Raw genomic sequence first — 19,720 nt, 5'->3', positions numbered from 1 at the left:
TGGTCAGGGATAGTCATTTATAGCGCCCAGCTTTTCTGGCCTTTTGGCATCGGCCAGCTGCCGTCAAAGCGTCCCGGGATCGGCAAATAATCCAGTGCCTGCGTTGCACCGATTTCCGAAGTGAAATAACCGGTTACGGTCAAACCTTTCATTTGTAGGAAAAATGGCTTATCCGAAACCGTTGTGCGTTTGATAATGTCATTTTTCTGCGTTGCATCCAGGGCCGAAAACCCTTTGCTGTACACTTCTTTGCTTTGCGCATCTATTTTATCCAGTCCGGAATAGAATTTCTTCTGATCCGCCATTTCGTAGCAGTCGCGCATGATCCTGGTGATAAACTTGTCTGCGCCCGCAGCCTTGGCCCCCGGCGTTCCGGTAGTTGGGATGATTGTATCTGCAACATCGGCCAAAAGTGCTTCCTGTTCGGCAGATATATCCAGTGAAGGGCCAAAGTTCAGTTTTTCACCCATGATACCTGCCATTAAAGGGGCGGAGAGTGTGCCTCCAAGCAGGAAGGTTATTTTTTGAACAGCTTCTCTACGGTTCATTAGTCAAGGATTTAAGTCGGGAATGGAATTAATTAAAATTAACCTTTAAATATAACAACCTGTCCAGAATTTTTGCCATTTAAGGCCAAAATTTTCCGTAAATTAACTCAGGTCCACCGATTAATCATCGCATTTGTCTTGGTCGCCTCCAACCTGCCATATTTGATCAATATTCTGAACCAAAGCTTAGGCATTCGTCAGATTCTTCGATCTGGCGGATAAGTTTAAAGGTTAAGTAATAGAGGAACGTTGAGTAAATAATGCGGATAACTTTCCTGATTTTCAGGAAAGTTATTTTTTTCTAAAGTAGACGGCAAGCCTGAACGGCATATTCAATGTATCAACCATGTTTTCAAACCTAGCTAATAATCGACTTGCCAGATGCCTTAAAATGCATCTGTTTTTTTAAGAGGTGACCCAAGGGTCATGACAGTGTGTGTATAGTGAAAGTGGCAGGGAATTTCCCTGCCACTTTTTTGTTTGATCCAATAAAAATCCGCTCTGAATGATTGAAATTATTTGGCGGGAGTAATCACAATATTTCTGTATTCCACCGGGCCATGATCGCCCTGGATGTAAAGTGGCCCTGGCTCGCCTTCGTTGCTGTCCAGCGCCCCACCTGTGATGCCGGGAATTTCCTGATTGGTGATCACGGTTTTGCCGTTGGTAACCAGTGTCAGCATGCGGCCAACCAGTGTAATGTCAAAAGACTGCCATTCGCCCGGATCTTTGGCCATCATTTCGCTTGGAACCAGGAAGCCGTAAACTGCGCCCAGCTGATCCAGAGATGGCTCCATGCCTTTGCTGTCGGTAACCTGCACCTCATAACGGCCTCTCAGATACACGCCGCTATTGCTTCCTTTTGGAATGCGGAATTCCACATGCAGTTTAAAATCATTGAATTTCTGATCTGTAATAAGGTTAGCGCCGGATTTCGGGCTGCGTAAAATGCCGTTTTCAGCGATCCACTGATTCTCACCTGCAGCATGCCATCCTTTTATCTCATTTCCGCCGGTCAGCTTGATCGGCGTGCCCCACACGGGTGCCGCTGTCCTGCGTAATGACGGTGCGCGAACGCCGGTGTAATTGTATTTTTTACCATCGGGTGTGCTTACACTTCCTGCGATCTTTTCTCCTGTCAGCGTTCCTTCGAGCTTCAAATTGCCATCGCCTTTTTCCCATTGAGGTGGGATTTCAAAGCTAAACTGGCCGTCCTTAAAGATGACTTCTGAAATAGGGCGGGCACTTCCCGAGACGCTTGTAAACTGGCCAATCAATGTATGGTTGCCTGAATGGCGCACTTCCAGCCATGATGGGGCCTTTTTGCCGTCCATATCTACGGTAATGTCCCAGCGGCCTTCGATAGGCGCGGGGGCAGGGGCTGAGGGGTTCGGATTTGCTTGGTTTGCGAAAGCGCCTGGCAATAATGCGAATGCAAAAAGACAGGTTTGTATTAATTTTTTCATGTTTTTGATAAAAAGTTAAGGGTGACAATTTAAATATAAAATTCGACAAAAGACTCCGCTAACGCACAGCCTGTGACCATCGCTGCCGCATGGATTAAAAACTTTGCAAAATAGCGGATATGTTGGCTAACTTTGAAAGGATACGAAATGTAAAATAAGGATGGATAATACCGAGGCGGCCCTGCTATCAGACATTGAAAATGTAAAAAATATCCCGATCGTATCTACCATGCTTGAAGTGATCTGTAAATCAACGGGAATGGGCTTTGCTGCCATCGCCAGGGTCACCGAGGACAGGTGGATTGCGTGCAGCGTACGGGATGAGATTTCTTTCGGATTGGTGCCGGGAGGGGAATTGAAGATAGAAACCACCATATGCAATGAGATCCGTGACAACCGACAGGCCGTTATCATCGACCATGTACAGATAAGTGAAATCTTTGCCGATCACCACACGCCAAAGATGTATGGTTTTCAAAGCTATATTTCCATCCCCATTATCCTTCGCAATGGTGACTTTTTCGGAACATTATGCGCCATTGATCCCAAACCTGCGTTGCTGAACAATGCTAAAACCGTTGGCATGTTCAATCTTTTTGCTGAACTGATCGCCTTTCATCTTGAAACGTTGCAGGTCGCGGAGCAGAGCAAAACGGCATTGAACGAGATGAACCATAAGCTGGTGGATTCTGTGATTGAAAACCGCCAGTTCAAGTATATTTCAAATCATAATTTGCAGGAACCGTTGCGGAAGATGCGTGTTTTCAGCAGCATGCTGGTGCAGGCAGGCGAAGCGGGCGATGTGGAGAAGATCAAGTTTCTTGCGGGTAAAATTGATGATTGTGCCCGGAAGTTTTCAGAGCTTGTGAAGGAGTTGTCTGAATTTTCGGAACTATATAGCGATACTGATTTTGAGCTGGTTGACCTAAGGAAATTGGTGGCCGAGGTGTGTGGGGAGCTGAGTAAGGAGCTGGATGAGAAGAATGTCAGGGTGCAAATCAACGAGTTGCCTGTCATCAATGCGAGTTTTTCACAGATGAAACAGCTTTTTTATAGCCTGATCACCAACTCTTTCCAACATTCGAAAAGAGACGGACAGCATGAGATTACGATCGGCTCGAAGGAAATCACGCAAAAAAATACGCCCCAGCTGCCGGTGCAGAATGATGCTGAATTGATCGAAATTATGATCCAGGACAACGGAGCTGGTTTTTCGAAACAACAATTGGAAAAAATCTTCGACATTTTCCCTAATCTGATCAACGAGGAACTTGAAAAAAGCGATGGCTCGGGGCTGGTTTACTGCCGCAAAATTGTCCGCAATCATGGCGGCAGCATTGCAGCAGAATCCGAGCCTGGCCAAGGCACCGCATTTTCCATCATCTTACCTATCCGTGCCCGCAGTTAAGCAATTAGGGCAATGTTCTCGCTTTGTTAATAGTTAAATTCCATCGTATAGGGAGTGAAAGCCGGGCTTTTGGATCCGACGCTGACTTTGCCTGGATAACCATTTGCAGCGTATTCATATTTGTAATCAATAGAATAAATCGGGCCATTGGCATCGCTTACGGTCTCTTTCACCACATTGTTCGGGTTCATTGCATGTGCAGCCAGCTGCCCGGTACGGTCCAGGCCAAGCTTAAAGAACGGGTTCGGATGATTATCAAATTCGTATTCGACATAGGTGCCGGGAGCAGTTTGTTCGGCATATTTGACCCAGCTTTTGGCGATATTATGCTGCCCGTTCCGGACGTAGAATATTGAAAAATCGTTGGCTGTGTTGGTCTTCTCGGTAAATTCCTGGCGCGTGATAAAACCTTCTTTATCAATTGCATAGGTTCTGTAAAAAATTTCCAGGAAGATCAGGTTCTCTTCCGTTACTTCCCGCAATGAATCATTATCAGGCTTATTGAAGCGGATCGAATACGCAGGTTTGAAAACATCGGAAACGGTTTGCGCTTCGCCGTTCCAAGCCGCGGAGACTACATCGTAAGACTCTGTAACCCCCGCGTTCCTTACGAAATTGCCGCTTTGATAATGCCCCGGAACATTAAAAAACAGGAACTTTTTTTGTTCGCGAAGCAAATCTCCCTCATAAATGTATTCCGCGGCCAGCTTGCCGTTATACAGCAGCTTTTTCAATTTTACATCTACGGGCGGCGAACCAAAAGGCGCCTGCTGCTTCGCCAGCACCGCAGGGTCCGGGTAGGGCGTGGGCTGGTTTTTATCGTCGTTACAGGATCCCAGTGCAAGCAAGAAAAGAAACGCCAGATGTTTTTTCATGAATGGAATGTTTAAGATTGAACCGGGCTGCAACGACTGCCGCTATTTCCGTTGCTGAGATAAAAATGTGATCAGCGAAGCAAATTCCTCGTAAGAAAGCTCATTAGCAAGCCCCGGAGGCATCATTGACGTCTCCATTTCTTTCCGCGAAATGATATCGGATGCCTTTATAACAGTTACCTGTCCGGTAATGTCACGGATCACGACCTTCTCCGCAGATTCTTCGGAAACGAATCCCATGTAAGTCTTGTCCCCTTTTGCATTGATCAACACCGAGGCAAATCCCTGAGAAATAGATGCATTGGGTTTCAAAATGGATTCGGCGATCTGTTCGCGGTTCATAATGGAGCCGATCTGGCCCATAAATGGTCCTTTCATGACTTCGCCTTTGCTGAGGCTGTGGCATGCAATGCATCCCTGCTTGGTGAAAAGCTGTTTTCCCAACGCAGGATTACCTTCGATTTTGGCAATCGCCAGCATGACGTCTTCAATGGAAGATTCGCCCACCTGCCCTTTTTTATTTCGGATTTTATTTAAATCGATTTTCACTTCTTCTTTGGCAGCAACCACTTCTTCACCGCCGAATTCGGTGATTCCCATGCGCAGTTTACCATTCAGGTCGGCAAAGCGCTGCTTTCCGTTTTCATCCGTTTTTTTCCATTCCTCCATCAAAAATCCTTTGATCGAATCCGACGATTCCCATGTAACGGCCTTATAGTAAGGGCCGTGCGTGTCTGGGCGGGTGCTCCACCACCAGGAGCCGTCATAAGGTGCCTCTTTCTTGTAAAGCCTTGCTAATGTGGACATTATCTGGTTTTTAGATGCATCGTCTTTCGCTTGTCCGTAAGCAGAAATCAGCCCTGATACTGCTTTGGGATCATGCATGTATCGCAGTGCCCATAGCGCGAGCGTGGCATTTTCTGTTCCGATGGCTTTCACGCATGCATCCACAGCATTGAGCGCAACAAGTGCTCTTACGGCAATGTGCGGGGCAATAATGGGTGAGTTTGGCGTTGCGTGCGGTCCTTCTGTTCCTTTGGCAGGCGATACGAATGATGCAGGCACCTTTACTTTGAGCAATGCGTCTGCCGTTTCAGGGCGGCCCAACCGGCCTAATCCTACCGTCGATACTAGCTGGACGCGTGGAGATCCGTCTTGCAAACCTTTCAGAAACGGCTCAACAGGGACATTGGAAACATTTTTCAGGCGATCGGCCAATGCGCGGAGCGCAAATTCCCTCACATCATTATCTTCGGTGAGCTTAACGAGGTTATCCTGGCCGGAAGTGCCTGCAACCTGGGCGTATGTAAAAATCCCGGCAACACGTGCGTAAAGCGGAAGTTTCTTGTTCGTGGCAATGGCTAAGGACGCTTTTCCGGCATCTTTTGCTTTCCGGGTAAGCAGCTCCTGCTGCGCAGCGAGGCGTTGCACAGCGCTTGCATTCGTCAGCAATGCAGCCAGGTCTTTTACAGAGGATTTTTTAAGGTCAGCAAAAGGCTTGTACTGCCAAGTTTTGGGCACCGCACGAACCACAAAACCTTTGCCCGGATTCCCTGAATAACCCGCGCCATCCCAGGCGGATAAGTAAACGCTTCCTGCCGCATCGATATCAATATCTGTAATCTGTGCAAGCTTGATGAACTCCTCTTCTTTCTGCGTGAACGTGGGCCCGTCGGGTGTCACCCTGTGAATGTAAAGCTGATTTCTGCCCCAGTCGGCCATCATAGGCACCTGATTGTATTTTGCGGGCCAGTTGGGATCATCCATAAACAAGGACCCCGTTCCCGAGCCACCGCCTACATCGACGAGTGCAGGAATAATCTCTTCTGTAAAATGCTTGAAGAGAACAGGATAGCCATATTCACCTGATTGTATCTGATGGCTGAACCGAATGTTCCAGCCGCCTCCGTCATTGGTGTTGTCTCTTGTGAAAATATTCATATAAGGGTCAATCGCCACATCGTAAATGTTACGCATGCCGTGAGTAAAAACCTCCATCTCAGTCCCGTCGGGTCTGACACGTACGATTCCGCCACCCAGTTGGGTCAGCTTTTTGCCCGACCTGTCGACGGCGTCATGAAAACCAAAATCACCTACAGCAATGTAAATCCAGCCATCGATCCCCATCCGGATCCCGTTTGTTGAATGATCCGTTCCGCGGCTTTGGAGGAATTTTGGTGAGCTTATGCTTTGGATCAAAGGCGAAGGGCCTCCGTCGGCCACGCCATCCCGGTTTTTATCTTCAAAAACGACCAGGTCCATCCCCGATGCCTTTTGAGTTTCTTTTGAAAAAGTGGTGTGCAAAACATACACGCGATCACCCATAGCAATGATCCCACGCGGATTGTCGACCTCTGCGAATGTGGTATTTTTATCAACTTTCCCATCATGATCCGTATCGACCAAGCGCACAATGCGTCCTTTTCCGGGCGTTTTCCCCAGTGATCCGATCATGTCAACGCCCACAAAAACTTCTCCGCTGGCTGCAACAGCAAGGCAGGCCGGACTTGGCGTAAGGTCTGACCCCGCAAAATGGGTAACATTCAGCTCGGCAGGCCAGGCAGCTGCATTGGGAAGAGAATCCGCTGTTACAGAGCGGGTTGAACTGTTAACGGATGCAGAACGGTCGATCGCTGCATTATTCCAGTACAGGATCAGGAAGGCAGTTACGAGACTCAGAGTAATCTTTAACATAATTGGATTTCAGAAAAACAATTCACCTTGTTTCAGATGAAAAAAATGGATACAAACTCAACTTAATAAATGGGATATTCGGAAATAACTACTCAAAAAAGCCTCAATTCATTTGGGACGTCTACTTCGCAACAAAGCGGGCGAATTTCATAAAAAGGTCGGGTAATGCCTCGTGCTGTCCGTGCAGGATCGTAAAATAGAAATAGCGCTCAATGTTCAGCCCTTCCACATCCACAATGCGGCATTCCTTGCTTTGCAGCTCTTTCAGCACGGCATGAACAGATAGTAACGCCATGGAATCCGAATGCAGCATATATAGTTTCATGCTTTCGCTGCTGCCCAGCTGCATTTCAATGTTCAGCTCGGCAATGCTGACGCCAATCGTCTTTAACGCATGGGCGATCACTTCCAATGTCCCCGAACCGGGTTCACGCATGAGCAACGGGATGGTTTTTAGCTTTTCGGGTGAAACGGTGCCGGTCATGGCCGTCGGATTTTTACTGGCGGCCACGAGAACAATTTCGTCCTTTAAAAACTCGATATACTTTATAGCAGCGTTTTTGGAAAAACCTTCAATCACGCCCAGGTCAATCTCTTTGTTTTGCAGGGCTTGCTCAATCTCTTCGGTATTTTTAATGGTGAGCGTTACCTGAATTTTGTGAAACTTCCTGTGAAAAGCCGCCAGGATAGGAGGAAGAATGTATTGCGCGGCCGTGGTGCTGGCGCCGAGCCGCAGCTTTCCGCCCTGGCGCTGTGCCAGGTTGTTGATCTCAAACTCAATGTTCCGGTAAATCTCAAAGATCTGTTCGCTATGGTGCAGGAGAATTTCACCGGCCTGGGTAAGCTTCACACGTGAGCCGTTACGCTCAAAAAGCTTGGTATTCAGCTGATTTTCAAGCTCGTGAATGTGCTTTGTTACGGCTGGTTGTGTGATATAAAGCTCCGCAGCCGCTTTTGTAAAGTTGAGCCGGCGGGCGACCGTGTTAAAAACCTGTAACCGAAAATCGAAGACCATGCTGCAAGGTCGCTGTTAAAATTACAAATTCAAAGACAGCAAAGATGCCTCATTCGAGGCATGTGCCGCACTGGAAGGTGTTGATTGTTTGGATAAAGCATTGCAAAAAATAAGCAATTGCCGTAATTGCAGTAACCTTAATCTAACCTGCGACCATGGCCAAAAAAACAGATCAAGAACCAAAAGCGAAGCCTGTAAAATTAAGCGACGCGGCACAGGTGGAGGCGTATATGGAGCAGTTGGAGCATCCGTTGAAAGCGGAAATCGAAGTGGTCCGCAACATTATAAAAAACGCTGATCCTGAAATCAAAGAAAGGATTAAATGGAATGCGCCCAGCTATTATACATCGGCCGATCTGCTTACATTTAACCATAGACTGCAAACAAAAGTCCATTTGATCTTTCATCACATTGCCATTGTACAAATTAAGTCAGCACTTTTGGAAGGGGATTACAAAGACCGGAGAATGATGTACTTTACTGATATGGCCGATGTGGAGGCTAAAAAAGGTGATTTGGAGGAAATTTTGAAAACCTATACGAAGCTTGTCGGCTAGCAATGTTTTTGCGGTTTCTTGATACGAAGGCAAAAAATAACCCCGACGCTGGATCGGGGTTATGGTCAACTTTTTTAAGGTCTGCTTCTTCTCTTGGTCGTGTCGGGCATTGCGGCGCCACCGCTTCGGATCGTTTTCTTATTGCGTTTTACTGAATAAGATGTCGTGGTGTCGGCATCGGGGCGACCGGTGCTGCTTCTCCCGTTGATCGTCCCGTTTGTGCTCACGGTTCCGTTGTCATTAAGGATAGGCCCGCTCTCGGCGTTGGACGAATCCTTGACGATTGCGGAGACATCGGATGTGTCTGTCGAAGAGCTCAGCCTCGAAGATTTTTTCTGGAATGTTCGCTCAGAGCGTTTTGACTCCGTTTTGTTATCCCGCGATTGTGAAAAAGCAATCGTTGGTGCAGTTAACACCATCAAAATCATTAATATTTTTAACCGTCTCATGCGCTTGGTCGTTTGGGTTGCCAGTTTTTTTAATATTAAGGTAAGTATCAAATACCGTTCCAACCTGAGCGGATGTGAGTAAAGCCTCCTTCTGATGGCGCAGGTGATGGCTGAAATGGACTTGTTTAATGAAAAATCTCTATATTGACAGCTTTGAACCGTTAGTATAATGTAATGAATGGTCAACAACTTCAACCCAGAACTGTAAATGTTACCCGATATGTTACCCCGCTGCGGGAAGGCGGATCGCTGCCTGCTATTGCCGAGGCCGACGACGATTTTTTATATGTCCTGAAATTCCGCGGGGCCGGGCAAGGAACAAAAGCGCTGATTGCAGAGCTGATAGGAGGGGAAATTGCGCGATTGCTGGGTTTGAAAGTTCCTGAAATCGTTTTTGCCAATCTCGACGAGGCGTTCGGAAGGACAGAGCCCGACGAAGAAATTCAGGATCTGCTTCGCGCCAGCACGGGGTTGAATCTGGCCATCCATTATTTATCCGGCGCCATTACTTTTGATCCCGTGGTAACCGACGTGGAGTCACGGCTTGCATCCGCAATCGTATGGCTCGACAGCCTCATTACCAATGTAGACCGCACGGCCAGGAACACCAATATGCTCATGTGGCACAAAGAGTTATGGCTTATAGACCATGGCGCAGCATTGTATTTTCATCATTCGTGGGATAATTGGGAAGAGCAGGCTAAGCGGCCGTTTGCACAAGTAAAAGATCATGTGCTGCTTCGTTACGCTGCTGATATCGAGTCTGTTGATGCCGAATTCAAGTCCATTTTAGATGTTGAGAAAATTGAGGCCGTTGTATCGCTGATCCCGGATGACTGGCTGCTGCGCGATGCGCCTTTTGAAACTGACGAAGAACATCGGCAGGCTTATGTGAAATTTTTAGCGTCGCGGCTCTCCGTGTCGGATGTATTTGTTAAAGGAGCTAATGATGCAAGAGCAGCACTTATTTGAGTACGCCGTAATTCGCGTCGTGCCCAGGGTCGAGCGCGAAGAATTTGTGAATGTGGGTGTTATTTTATTTTGTCCGTCAAAGCGTTTTCTGGAATGCACCATTGAGCTGAATGCTGCCAAGTTGCGCGTGCTTTCCGAAAGCCTGGATCTCGATGAGGTAAGTGCTTACCTGAATGCATTGAAGTTGATTTGTTTGGGCAAAAAAGAAGGCGGCACCATTGCTGCGCTGCCGCCTGCATCGCGTTTCCGCTGGCTTACCGCCACGCGAAGCACTGTTGTACAATCATCAAAAGTGCATCCGGGCTTTTGCCAGGAACCGGAAGTGAGTTTGGGTAAATTGTTTGATCAAATGGTCCGATAACTTAGCGCAGGTTCAGCTGCTGTTGGACTTCTTCCTTTTTTCTTCTGGATACTTCCACCTGCGATCCGTCGGAAAGGAGCACATACTGACTGTTGTGCGACACTTGCTTAATGTACCGGGAGTTAACGAGGTGTGATTTGTGCGTGCGGATGAAATTAAAGTCGGCCAGCATTTCGTCAAAGTGCTTTAACGTTTTGCTGGAAACGAACGGTCTTTTACCAACCAAATGTATGGATGTGTAATTTTTGTCTGCTTCGAGCCTCAGGATTTCGTCCAGCATAAAGAAGAAAACGCCTTCGCTGGAAGGGACGGCCAGACGAAAATCTTTAATTTCCTTCTTCTTAATGTTGTCCATCAGGTTGTCCAGAAGCACCTGACTCGGGCGGGCATTCTTCTCCTTCACTTTTTCGATATGCCGTTCAATGGCAGATCTCAATTCTTCCACACAAATGGGTTTTAGTAAGTAATCCAGCGCACTGAACCGGATTGCCTGAATGGCGTATTTATTGAATGCGGTTATAAAAATGATATCGAAGTCAGGATTCTTTCGGCCGGCCAGCAATTCAAAACCAAACTTTCCCGGCATCTCCACATCCAGGAATATGAGTCCGGGCTTGAATGTTTTCATCACTTCCAATGCTTGATCCACCGATCGTGCCTGCCTGATGGTCATTTCCTCCGGGATCATTGTTTCCAGATAATTGGCAAGAATGTGACGGGCTTTAATTTCATCATCGATAATCAGCGCGTTTATCATAATGTCTTTAATGTTGTAAAAGGTGACGTGGGACACATAAACTGATCGACGCTTGGCCAGGCATTACCCGGTGAGGCCGGGTGATTATCATGGAAACGCTGATCTGTTTTTAACCGGAAGTATAATTAAAAGAAAAGAAGAAGAATGTGCTTTTTCAACCAGTAAAAGGCCGGTGAGATTTATTTAAAGGCTAAACGCAAAAAGGCCATATCACCCTGCGATGATATGGCCGTAACGTCGAAATATTGGAAATTAATCCTCAGTAACAGGCTTTTGCATTTCGTTCATGTTATGCGCGACCATGCTGTCGGGCGTCACATTGCTCATACCCATTTGTAACTTATTTTTAAGCCCGGATATCACCTTATCCTTGCCCGACATCAATGCGTCGTAACCATCTTTGGCCACGCCCGCAGGATCAGCTTTGGAATCTTCGTCCTGCACAGCTTTGCTGCTGTTCATATCTGCTTTGTTAAAGAAATCGGTGTCGGTAACGCCTGGTAACAATGCGGTTACGGTTATATCCGTCTCGCTCAATTCTTCACGCAGCCCCTGGCTGAACGACAACACAAATGCTTTTGTCCCGTGATAAACCGCTTGCCATGGGCCCGGGGTTTTACTGGCAATAGAGGCCAGGTTAAGGATTTTGCCGGAATTCGCTGCCAGCATATCTTTCAGGAAAAGCTTGGTAAGGATCACTACAGCTGAAATGTTCAGCTCAATAATGTCCAGTTCGCGGTTCAGCTCATTATCCTGGAATAATCCGTAAACGCCCTGGCCGGCATCATTCACCAGCACATCAATGGTAATCCCTTTGCTTTTCACTTCGTCATAGACTGACAAGGTTTCCTCCCGGTTGAAAAAGTCCTTCGCAATTGTGATCACTTCCACACCGTGCTGCCTGAACTCCTGCGCCTTCACTTCCAGCTGCTGCTCGTCGCGCGATACGATCACCAGGTTATACTGGTCTTTTGCAAACAGCAGGGCCAGCTCGTAGCCTATGCCGCTTGTTGCGCCTGTGATTAGCGCATATTTTCCATTAGATGACATAATTAAAGTAGTTTATTGATGAAGATTAAATTACAACCAGTCAAAACCCCGCACATATTTTAATACAACAATGCCCAGGGGAGGTAAAACGAGCGCTAGTGAGTGAATTCTTCCGTGTTTCGGAACAGGATAACTTTCCTGTTCTTCCCGCTTAACCACATCAGATCCGCCATATTTCAGATCATCCGTATTAAAGATTTCCTGATAGTATCCAGGCTTCGAAACTCCAATCCGGTAATTGCTCTTAACAATCGGCGTGAAGTTTCCGACAAAAATCAGATCGTCCTCTTCATTTTTTCCTTTCCGGATCCAGCTCATGATGCTGTTTACACCATCCTGGTTATCGATCCACTCGAAACCCTCTTGTGAAAAATTATTTTCGTAAAGAGCGGGTTGCGATTTATAGAAACCATTGAGATCTTTTAGCAAGAGCTGGATGCCTGTATGGGACGGATTGTTGTTTTCGTTCCAATCCAGGCTGAAATCGTGGCGCCATTCGTGCCGTTGTGCAAAATCCGCGCCCATGAAAAGCAGCTTTGCACCCGGATGACCGAACATGTAGCCATAAAGCAAACGCAGGTTGGCAAACTGCTGCCAATGGTCGCCAGGCATTTTATTGATCATCGAATTTTTACCATAAACCACCTCATCGTGTGAAAGCGGCAAAGTAAATTTCTCAGAAAACGCATAATGAATGCTGAATGCAAGCTGTCCCTGATGATGGGAGCGGTAAACCGGGTCCAGTTGGAAATACGACAATGTATCGTGCATCCAGCCCATCATCCACTTCATGTCAAAGCCCAGGCCGCCATTGTTTGTGGGGCTGGTAACGCCCGGCCAGGCGGTGGATTCTTCGGCAATGGTGAGAACATCGGGGAAATTGGTATGCACCGCATTGTTGAATTCCCTTAAAAAATCCAGCGCTTCCAGGTTCTCGCGTCCGCCATACTGGTTAGGGATCCATTCCCCTTCATTTCTGGAATAATCCAGGTAAAGCATAGATGCAACGGCATCAACCCGTAAGGCATCGATGTGGAATTTGTCCAGCCAGTAAATAGCATTTGAAATCAGGAATGCCTTCACTTCATTCCGGCCGTAGTTGAAGATGAAACTCTTCCAGTCCGGATGAAAGCCCTTTTTAGGATCGGCATGCTCGTAAAGATGCGTTCCGTCAAAATAGCCCAGCCCGTGCTCGTCGGTCGGGAAGTGGGAAGGCACCCAGTCCAGGATCACGCCGATGCCAGCCTGGTGCAGCGAGTCAACAAGGAACATGAAATCCTGAGGTGTTCCAAAACGACTGCTGGGAGCGAAGTAGCCAGTGAGCTGGTAACCCCACGATCCGTAAAACGGGTGTTCCATCACCGGCATAAATTCCACGTGTGTGAAATTCATGTAATTGCAATATTCCGGTAACTCTGCGGCCAGCTCGCGGTAGGTTAAGAAACGGCCCTCTTCTTCATCTACCCTCCGCCAGGAGCCAATATGCATTTCGTAAACGGAAATAGGTTTGCTGAGCGGAGGTGCGCTACGGCGTTTTTCCAGCCATTGCGCATCATTCCATTGGTAATCAAGGTTCCATACCACGGTTGCAGTGTGAGGTGGTGTCTCCCAGTGAAATGCGTAAGGGTCTCCTTTTTCTACTTCGTAACCATTATTGGAGCGGATAAAATATTTGTAATATTCTCCGCGGCCAATTCCCGGCAAAAAGCCCTCCCAAATGCCGGAACCGTCCGTTCTGCCATTTAAGGGATGTGATTCCCTGTTCCAGCCATTGAAATTTCCAACCACTGAAACCTGCTGCGCATTAGGTGCCCAAACGGCAAAATGCGTCCCCTTGACCCCGTCCCGTTCGATAATGTGGGAGCCAAGTTTATTATAAATATGATAATGTGTTCCGGACTTGAACAAGTCAATGTCAAATCCGGAAAGCATCGGCAATGCATCGCTGCGCTGATCTGTCATGGTCAAAATTTTAAGCTGTTACCTGAGGTTCGGATTTGTGCATGAGTGACTTTATGCCACTTAACGGCACCATCACCCATGTAGGCCTGTTATTGACCTCATAATTCAGTTCATAAATGGCCTTCTGCAGCAAAAATGTCTGCAACAGCACTTCCAGGTCCTCCTTTTTCTGCGGGATGATCGGGCTGTCCTTGACCGTTTCCAGATATGCTTTCATGAAAAATCCACTCATGTAATGATACCATTGTTCCACAAAAGGCAGCAGTTTCGTAATGTCTTCCTTACGTACCTGATTGTCGAGATGCAAACTGCCATAAGCCGCATAATGGAACGAACGCAACATGCCCGCAACGTCTCTCAATGCGGAGCGTTTCAGCCTTCTTTCACTGTAACTGCGCGCTGGTTCGCCCTCAAAGTCAAGAATAATGAACTCTTTTCCTGTGAATAAGACCTGGCCTAAGTGATAATCGCCGTGGATCCGGATCTTGTCCGTGTCAATTTTGCGGCTATATACTTTTTTCAGTTCCGTCAGGATTTCGTCTTTCATTTGTAATACGTCCGCAGCTTCCTGCTGTGCTTCCGGCGTAAGTTTCTTGGTGTTGCGGTTAAGACTCTGGAATGCAACGCGGACAAGTGATTGCAGCGACGAATAAACCGAGCGCTGGTAATGCAGCGAAAATTCTTCTGGTTTGAAATCCGGATTGTTTTTGCCTGATGCCAGCGCCAGGTGCATTTCAGCTGTTCTGGTTCCAAGTAATGCAACCTGTTCCGCTACGGGAACATCCAGCAAGTCCTTCAATGCCTCCGGAATGTCCTCGTAACCTACCGGGTTTGTCAATGTGCCCACAAGTTCGGTAGGCAGCTGTATTTCGCTGGTCGAAAGGATTTTTTCGTTGAAGCTATCCAGTCTGTCCAGCATGTTGGCCCAGGCGTCGGTGCTGTTGACAACCATTTCCTGCATCATACCCAGCACCATGCTGTCGTTCTTATGTTTCCACTCCACCGCGCCCACAAAAGCCGGGATATTTTTGAACTGCGCCTCATGCGTAAGGAAATGCGTGATTTCCATATCGGGATTGATCGCCCGGTCCACTTTTCTGTACAGTTTGAAGAAATACTTGCCGTCGAAGGTGATGGAAGTATTGCTCTGCTCTCCTGAAAGCACACGTGGTTTGAACTTGTCATTTTCCTTAATGTGCGCAGCCAGATCTGCATTTCCTGTGAAATGGATCTCACTGTTTTTGGCTTTCAGCTTTACATTTTCACCCATATTAACAAGCAGGGCCTGCTGCATTTCCAGTCCGTAAATGGCGTCGAACAACACGCCTTCCTCCTCGCCACCGATCTTGATCCTGGCGATTACAGCTTGCGGACAGTCTTCCTTCACACGGTTTGAGAATTGCTCTTTGCCATATGCCACAGGAAGCTGATACATTTCAGGCAGATCATTTTGATAAGCCATTTCAAGCAACAGGATGTAAGCCGGCGGGTTTTGTCCCAACGGGATTGTAGCCTGCGAAACCACCTTAATGCTGTCCAAGCCTTTTCCTTTTCCGCCAAACCACCTCATTTTCATCAGGTAGGAAGGCAGGAATTTGTTTTCCAGCTTTTCAAGAACCTCCGGTTTAAGCAAATCGCTCCAGTCTTTCAGTTCAAGCAGCGGAAGCTCCTCGTTCTGATCAATTTCCGGATGCGTTTTTTGCATTACAAAGGATTGACAAGCATATGCCTCCAATGTGAAGAAATAGGGTGTGTTATCCTTAACCGAAGGGAATTTGTTCTTACTGTATATTTCCACCGGCTGGAAACCTTTATATGCGTCCAGATCCAGCTCCACGGGTTGCGGGAAGCGCGACAGGTTCGCGATCACCAGCATGGTTTCGTCTTTGAAAGTTCTGGTGAAAGCCAGCACTTTTGAGTTCTCTGAATTGAGAAACTTAATATCCCCGCGGCTGAATGCATCGTACTTCTTCCGGGTAGCGATAGCCCTTTTCATCCACCACAATAATGAGGATGAATTACGCTCCTGCAACTCCACATTCACCGATTCATAATGATATTGCGGATCCAGGATCAATGGTAAGTAAAGCCGCTGCGGGTTGGCCTGCGAAAAGCCTGCATTACGGTCGGGGTTCCATTGCATAGGCGTTCTTACTCCATCGCGGTCGCCGAGATAGAAGTTATCGCCCATACCAATTTCATCACCATAGTAAATGATAGGTGTGCCGGGGAATGTGAAAAGCAGCGAGTTAAGCAGCTCAATCTTCTTCCGGCTGTTCTCCATCAAAGGAGCAAGTCTGTGCCTGATTCCCAGGTTGATTCTTGCCTTCGGATCTTTGACATATACTTTATACATATAGTCACGTTCCTCATCGGTTACCATTTCCAGCGTCAGCTCGTCATGGTTCCGCAGGAATATTCCCCACTGGCAGTTTTCAGGAATCTCAGGCGTTTGGTCAAAGATATCAGTGATAGGATAGCGGTCTTCCATTTGCAGCGACATAAACATGCGCGGCATAATTGGAAAATGATAGTTCATCTGACATTCATCACCGTCGCCGAAATACGCAGCAGAATCTTCCGGCCACATATTCGCTTCCGCCAACAGCAATGTGCCCGGATAGCGCTCGTCTACATAAGATCTCAGTTTTTTAAGATACTCATGCGTTTCAGGAAGGTTTTCACAGTTTGTTCCATCCCGTTCAAACAGGTAAGGAACAGCATCCAGACGGAAACCGTCCACACCCATCTCACACCAGAATTCCAGTATTTTCAGGATTTCTTCCTGTACCAGAGGACTGTCGTAGTTCAAATCCGGTTGGTGATGGAAGAAGCGGTGCCAGTAATATTGTTCTGCTTCGCTATCCCACGTCCAGTTGGATTTTTCATAATCCTGGAAAATGATCCGGGCATCTTTAAACTGTTTCGGATCGTCTGTCCAGACATAAAACTCGCGTTCCGGCGATCCCTTCGGTGCTTTTCTTGCACGCTGAAACCAGGGATGCTGATCAGAAGTGTGGTTGATAACCAACTCGGTAATCACCTTCAAGCCGCGCTGATGAGCTTCTTTCAGGAAATCCTGGAACTCCGTCAGATCGCCATAAGATGGGTTGATCGAGTAATAATCCGCGATATCGTAACCATCATCGCGGAGCGGTGATGGATAAAAAGGCAATAACCAGATGGCCGTTACGCCAAGGTCCTGCAAATAGTCAAGTTGCTCCATAAGCCCCTTGAAATCTCCGATCCCGTCGCAGTTGCCGTCTTTAAATGCTTTAATGTGCAATTCATATATAATGGCATCTTTATACCAATGCAGGTTCTTATCAAATATTCCGTTTTTGTCTTCCATTATTTTATCCATTGAGCGTTTCAATTTTAAATATGTGTGCAGGCATTTCATATGGGTTCAGTTGAACAAAATTGTATTCACCCCGCCAGTAATATTTTTCACCGCTAAGCATATCGCTGACCAGGTAAGTCTGATCGGGATGAATGCCGAAGCGATGAATAGGCACCTTAACGTGGGCGCCTTGCGTGTTGAAGACGTCCAGATTCACGGATATCAGCAATGCATTGTTCGACTCTTCGTCCTGCTTGATATAGCTGATCACCATATCATTAGTGGTCTCCGCAAAATCAATGTTCCAGGTGGATTGCAATGCCGGATTTTCCTTGCGGATCCTATTAACACGCGTTATGATCTCGCGCGTGCGGCTGTATTGTTTCCAGTCCCACTGCTTGATCTCGTACTTTTCATTGTCAGTATATTCCTCCTTTCCCGGATGCGGCTTATTAACCCCATACTCATACACAGGTCCGTATAATCCGTAATTGGATGATAATGTAGCAGCCAGAATCAGACGCATAATGTGCGCATTCTCGCCACCTTCTGCCAGATGATGCGGCAGAATGTCCGGTGTATTCGGCCAGAAATTCGGACGGAAATAGTATTGTTGGTCGGTTTTGGTAAGCTCTTCCATATACTTTTCTATTTCCCATTTGCTGTTACGCCATGTGAAATAGGTGTATGACTGGTTAAAACCAATTTTTGCCAACCGTTCCATCACACGCGGTCTGGTGAATGCCTCAGCAAGGAAAATGATTTCGGGGTTTACTTTCCGCACTTCCCCGATCATCCATTCCCAGAATGCAAATGCTTTTGTATGCGGATTATCGATCCTGAAAACCTTAACCCCCTTACCGATCCAGAAGTCGATGACACTTTTCAATTCTAGCCAAAGGTTCTGCCAATCCTGTGTTTCAAAGTCGAAAGGCAGGATATCTTCATATCGCTTGGGGGGATTTTCGGCATACTGGACCGTCCCGTCCGGGCGCCATTTGAACCATTGGGGATGTTCTTTCACATAAGGATGATCCGGGGCACATTGATAAGCAATGTCCATAGCAACCTCGATGCCCAGGTTTTTTGCCTCCGAGACCAGCTCCACAAAATCTTCGATTGTGCCCAGCTCCGGATGGATCGCTTTGTGCCCGCCGAGCCGGTTACCGATTGCCCAGGGCGAACCCGGATCCGTTTCGGATGGTGTAAGTGAATTGTTCTTTCCTTTCCTTTTCATTTCACCGATCGGGTGAACCGGCGGGAAATAAAGTGTATCAAAACCCATCTTCGAAACCAGCGGCAACAGGTTGATTACGTCTTTGAATGTTCCGTGGGTGTCCGGCAATGCGGAGGCAGATCTTGGGAAAAGCTCATACCAGCTGCTGAAAGCGGCTTTTTTGCGCTCCACTTCCAATCGGTAAGTATGCTCGTACACCGTGATCCGATCCGTATAGCGGATCTTTTTCATGGCATCGGCCACCTCATCACTCACCGACAAATTTACCGCAGCTTCGGGGTCCTGGCCTGTTTTGAGCGCTTCGATCCATTTAGTGAATGCAGGTTTGTCGGTTTCGTCAGCGAGTTGCATCGCTTCTTCAAGCAGTTCTGCGCCTATCAGTATTTCAACCGAAATGTCCTGGTTTGCATCGTATTTTTTAACGAGGCCATTTTTCCATGTTGTAAAGTGGTCGATCCAGCCAGTAAAACGATATTCGTAGAAACCCGTTTTTTCTGGTTTCCAGGTCGCTTCCCATTGATCGTTGATCATGTATTTCATGGGAACTTCGTCCCACATTGTTGCTGATTCGTGTTTGTAAATTACGCTTGCCGCTACCACGTCATGGCCATCCCCGATAATGTCTGCCGTCAGAACCACTTTTTCTCCTATGGCTCTTTTAGCAGGAAATCTGCCACTTTCAATCTGGGGAGTAACGTTGGAAATCACGACCCGCTTTCTGCCGTCCTGAATATGCATCGATCCGATTTTTAGTTTTCCGTTCATGAATGCCTGTTGAATCAATCAAAACCATGCCTGGAGAAATGTCCAGAAGCTTATAATTGAGGTCAATAGCCGCTAATATTGCAGTTATTTTCTAGTTTCCGGTTTGGATTAATTTTTGTAATCGCGTAAATTTCAGCGACTTCTCAATTTATACCGCCACAATTTCATCAATTCAAGTTCCGGCCCGACGCAATCTGGCCGTAGATGCTGATTGTATTTGGTTATTTTTTTTTGAGTTTTACACGAATTAGTGTTTATAGC

Annotated in this window: 15 protein-coding genes; 4 read left to right on the top strand and 11 right to left on the bottom strand. The window is 47.1% G+C overall.

From position 1 onward, the window contains the following. Nucleotides 1-17: 17 nt before the first annotated feature. Nucleotides 18-548: a gluconate 2-dehydrogenase subunit 3 family protein gene (locus NFI80_RS10505; RefSeq protein ID WP_026630376.1), complete on the bottom strand. Its 531-nt coding sequence runs from the start codon at nucleotides 546-548 to the stop codon at nucleotides 18-20. Nucleotides 549-1,063: 515 nt separating this feature from the next. Continuing rightward, nucleotides 1,064-2,014 (bottom strand): 3-keto-disaccharide hydrolase, encoded by a 951-nt coding sequence (locus tag NFI80_RS10500; RefSeq protein WP_235163110.1) that lies wholly within the window; start codon nucleotides 2,012-2,014, stop codon nucleotides 1,064-1,066. Between the two features lie 160 nt (nucleotides 2,015-2,174). On the opposite strand from NFI80_RS10500, the gene NFI80_RS10495 reads away from it, so the two are divergent. Then, a complete protein-coding gene (locus tag NFI80_RS10495; protein WP_235161396.1) occupies nucleotides 2,175-3,422 on the top strand; it encodes a sensor histidine kinase in 1,248 nt (415 codons plus the stop codon). Nucleotides 3,423-3,448: 26 nt separating this feature from the next. Here NFI80_RS10495 and NFI80_RS10490 read toward each other — a convergent pair whose 3' ends face one another. The 3 genes from NFI80_RS10490 to NFI80_RS10480 form a co-directional block, all read right to left on the bottom strand. Further along, nucleotides 3,449-4,297 (bottom strand): hypothetical protein, encoded by an 849-nt coding sequence (locus NFI80_RS10490; protein WP_235163111.1) that lies wholly within the window; start codon nucleotides 4,295-4,297, stop codon nucleotides 3,449-3,451. A gap of 42 nt (nucleotides 4,298-4,339) precedes the next feature. After that, complete coding sequence (locus NFI80_RS10485; RefSeq protein ID WP_235163112.1) at nucleotides 4,340-6,991, bottom strand: DUF7133 domain-containing protein; 2,652 nt, start codon at nucleotides 6,989-6,991, stop codon at nucleotides 4,340-4,342. Between the two features lie 121 nt (nucleotides 6,992-7,112). Then, nucleotides 7,113-8,006, bottom strand: a complete 894-nt coding sequence (locus tag NFI80_RS10480; RefSeq protein ID WP_235163113.1) for a LysR substrate-binding domain-containing protein — start codon at nucleotides 8,004-8,006, stop codon at nucleotides 7,113-7,115. Nucleotides 8,007-8,161: 155 nt separating this feature from the next. Here NFI80_RS10480 and NFI80_RS10475 point away from each other — a divergent pair, with 155 nt between their 5' ends. Beyond that, on the top strand, nucleotides 8,162-8,563 hold the full coding sequence (locus tag NFI80_RS10475) for a DUF1801 domain-containing protein (RefSeq protein WP_235163114.1): 402 nt from the start codon (nucleotides 8,162-8,164) through the stop codon (nucleotides 8,561-8,563). Nucleotides 8,564-8,637: 74 nt separating this feature from the next. On the opposite strand, the gene NFI80_RS10470 is transcribed toward NFI80_RS10475, so the two are convergent. Beyond that, complete coding sequence (locus NFI80_RS10470; RefSeq protein ID WP_233796041.1) at nucleotides 8,638-9,012, bottom strand: hypothetical protein; 375 nt, start codon at nucleotides 9,010-9,012, stop codon at nucleotides 8,638-8,640. 174 nt (nucleotides 9,013-9,186) lie between these two features. Between NFI80_RS10470 and NFI80_RS10465 the strand changes: the two genes are divergently transcribed. Both NFI80_RS10465 and NFI80_RS10460 read left to right on the top strand, forming a co-directional pair. Then, complete coding sequence (locus NFI80_RS10465; protein ID WP_235161391.1) at nucleotides 9,187-9,984, top strand: HipA family kinase; 798 nt, start codon at nucleotides 9,187-9,189, stop codon at nucleotides 9,982-9,984. Continuing rightward, nucleotides 9,962-10,345 (top strand): DUF3037 domain-containing protein, encoded by a 384-nt coding sequence (locus tag NFI80_RS10460; RefSeq protein WP_235163115.1) that lies wholly within the window; start codon nucleotides 9,962-9,964, stop codon nucleotides 10,343-10,345. The genes NFI80_RS10465 and NFI80_RS10460 overlap by 23 nt, the downstream gene beginning before the upstream one ends. 1 nt (nucleotide 10,346) lies before the next feature. Here NFI80_RS10460 and NFI80_RS10455 read toward each other — a convergent pair whose 3' ends face one another. The 5 genes from NFI80_RS10455 to NFI80_RS10435 form a co-directional block, all read right to left on the bottom strand. Continuing rightward, complete coding sequence (locus NFI80_RS10455; RefSeq protein ID WP_233796043.1) at nucleotides 10,347-11,102, bottom strand: LytR/AlgR family response regulator transcription factor; 756 nt, start codon at nucleotides 11,100-11,102, stop codon at nucleotides 10,347-10,349. Nucleotides 11,103-11,354: 252 nt separating this feature from the next. Continuing rightward, nucleotides 11,355-12,152: an SDR family NAD(P)-dependent oxidoreductase gene (locus tag NFI80_RS10450; RefSeq protein ID WP_235163116.1), complete on the bottom strand. Its 798-nt coding sequence runs from the start codon at nucleotides 12,150-12,152 to the stop codon at nucleotides 11,355-11,357. Between the two features lie 30 nt (nucleotides 12,153-12,182). Beyond that, nucleotides 12,183-14,114 (bottom strand): 1,4-alpha-glucan branching protein GlgB, encoded by a 1,932-nt coding sequence (gene glgB / locus NFI80_RS10445; protein ID WP_235163117.1) that lies wholly within the window; start codon nucleotides 14,112-14,114, stop codon nucleotides 12,183-12,185. Nucleotides 14,115-14,124: 10 nt separating this feature from the next. Continuing rightward, nucleotides 14,125-17,478 carry a maltose alpha-D-glucosyltransferase gene (treS, locus tag NFI80_RS10440; protein WP_374759640.1) on the bottom strand — a complete coding sequence of 1,118 codons (3,354 nt, stop codon included), beginning with the start codon at nucleotides 17,476-17,478 and terminating at the stop codon, nucleotides 14,125-14,127. Continuing rightward, nucleotides 17,471-19,459: an alpha-1,4-glucan--maltose-1-phosphate maltosyltransferase gene (locus NFI80_RS10435; RefSeq protein WP_235163118.1), complete on the bottom strand. Its 1,989-nt coding sequence runs from the start codon at nucleotides 19,457-19,459 to the stop codon at nucleotides 17,471-17,473. Before NFI80_RS10435 ends, treS begins: the two co-directional genes overlap by 8 nt. Between the last annotated feature and the right edge of the window lie 261 nt (nucleotides 19,460-19,720).

This window comes from Dyadobacter chenhuakuii (assembly GCF_023821985.2).
GTDB lineage: Bacteria > Bacteroidota > Bacteroidia > Cytophagales > Spirosomataceae > Dyadobacter > Dyadobacter chenhuakuii.
Note: the sequence above shows the minus strand (reverse complement) of the source record. Positions and strands in the feature narration are given on the sequence as shown.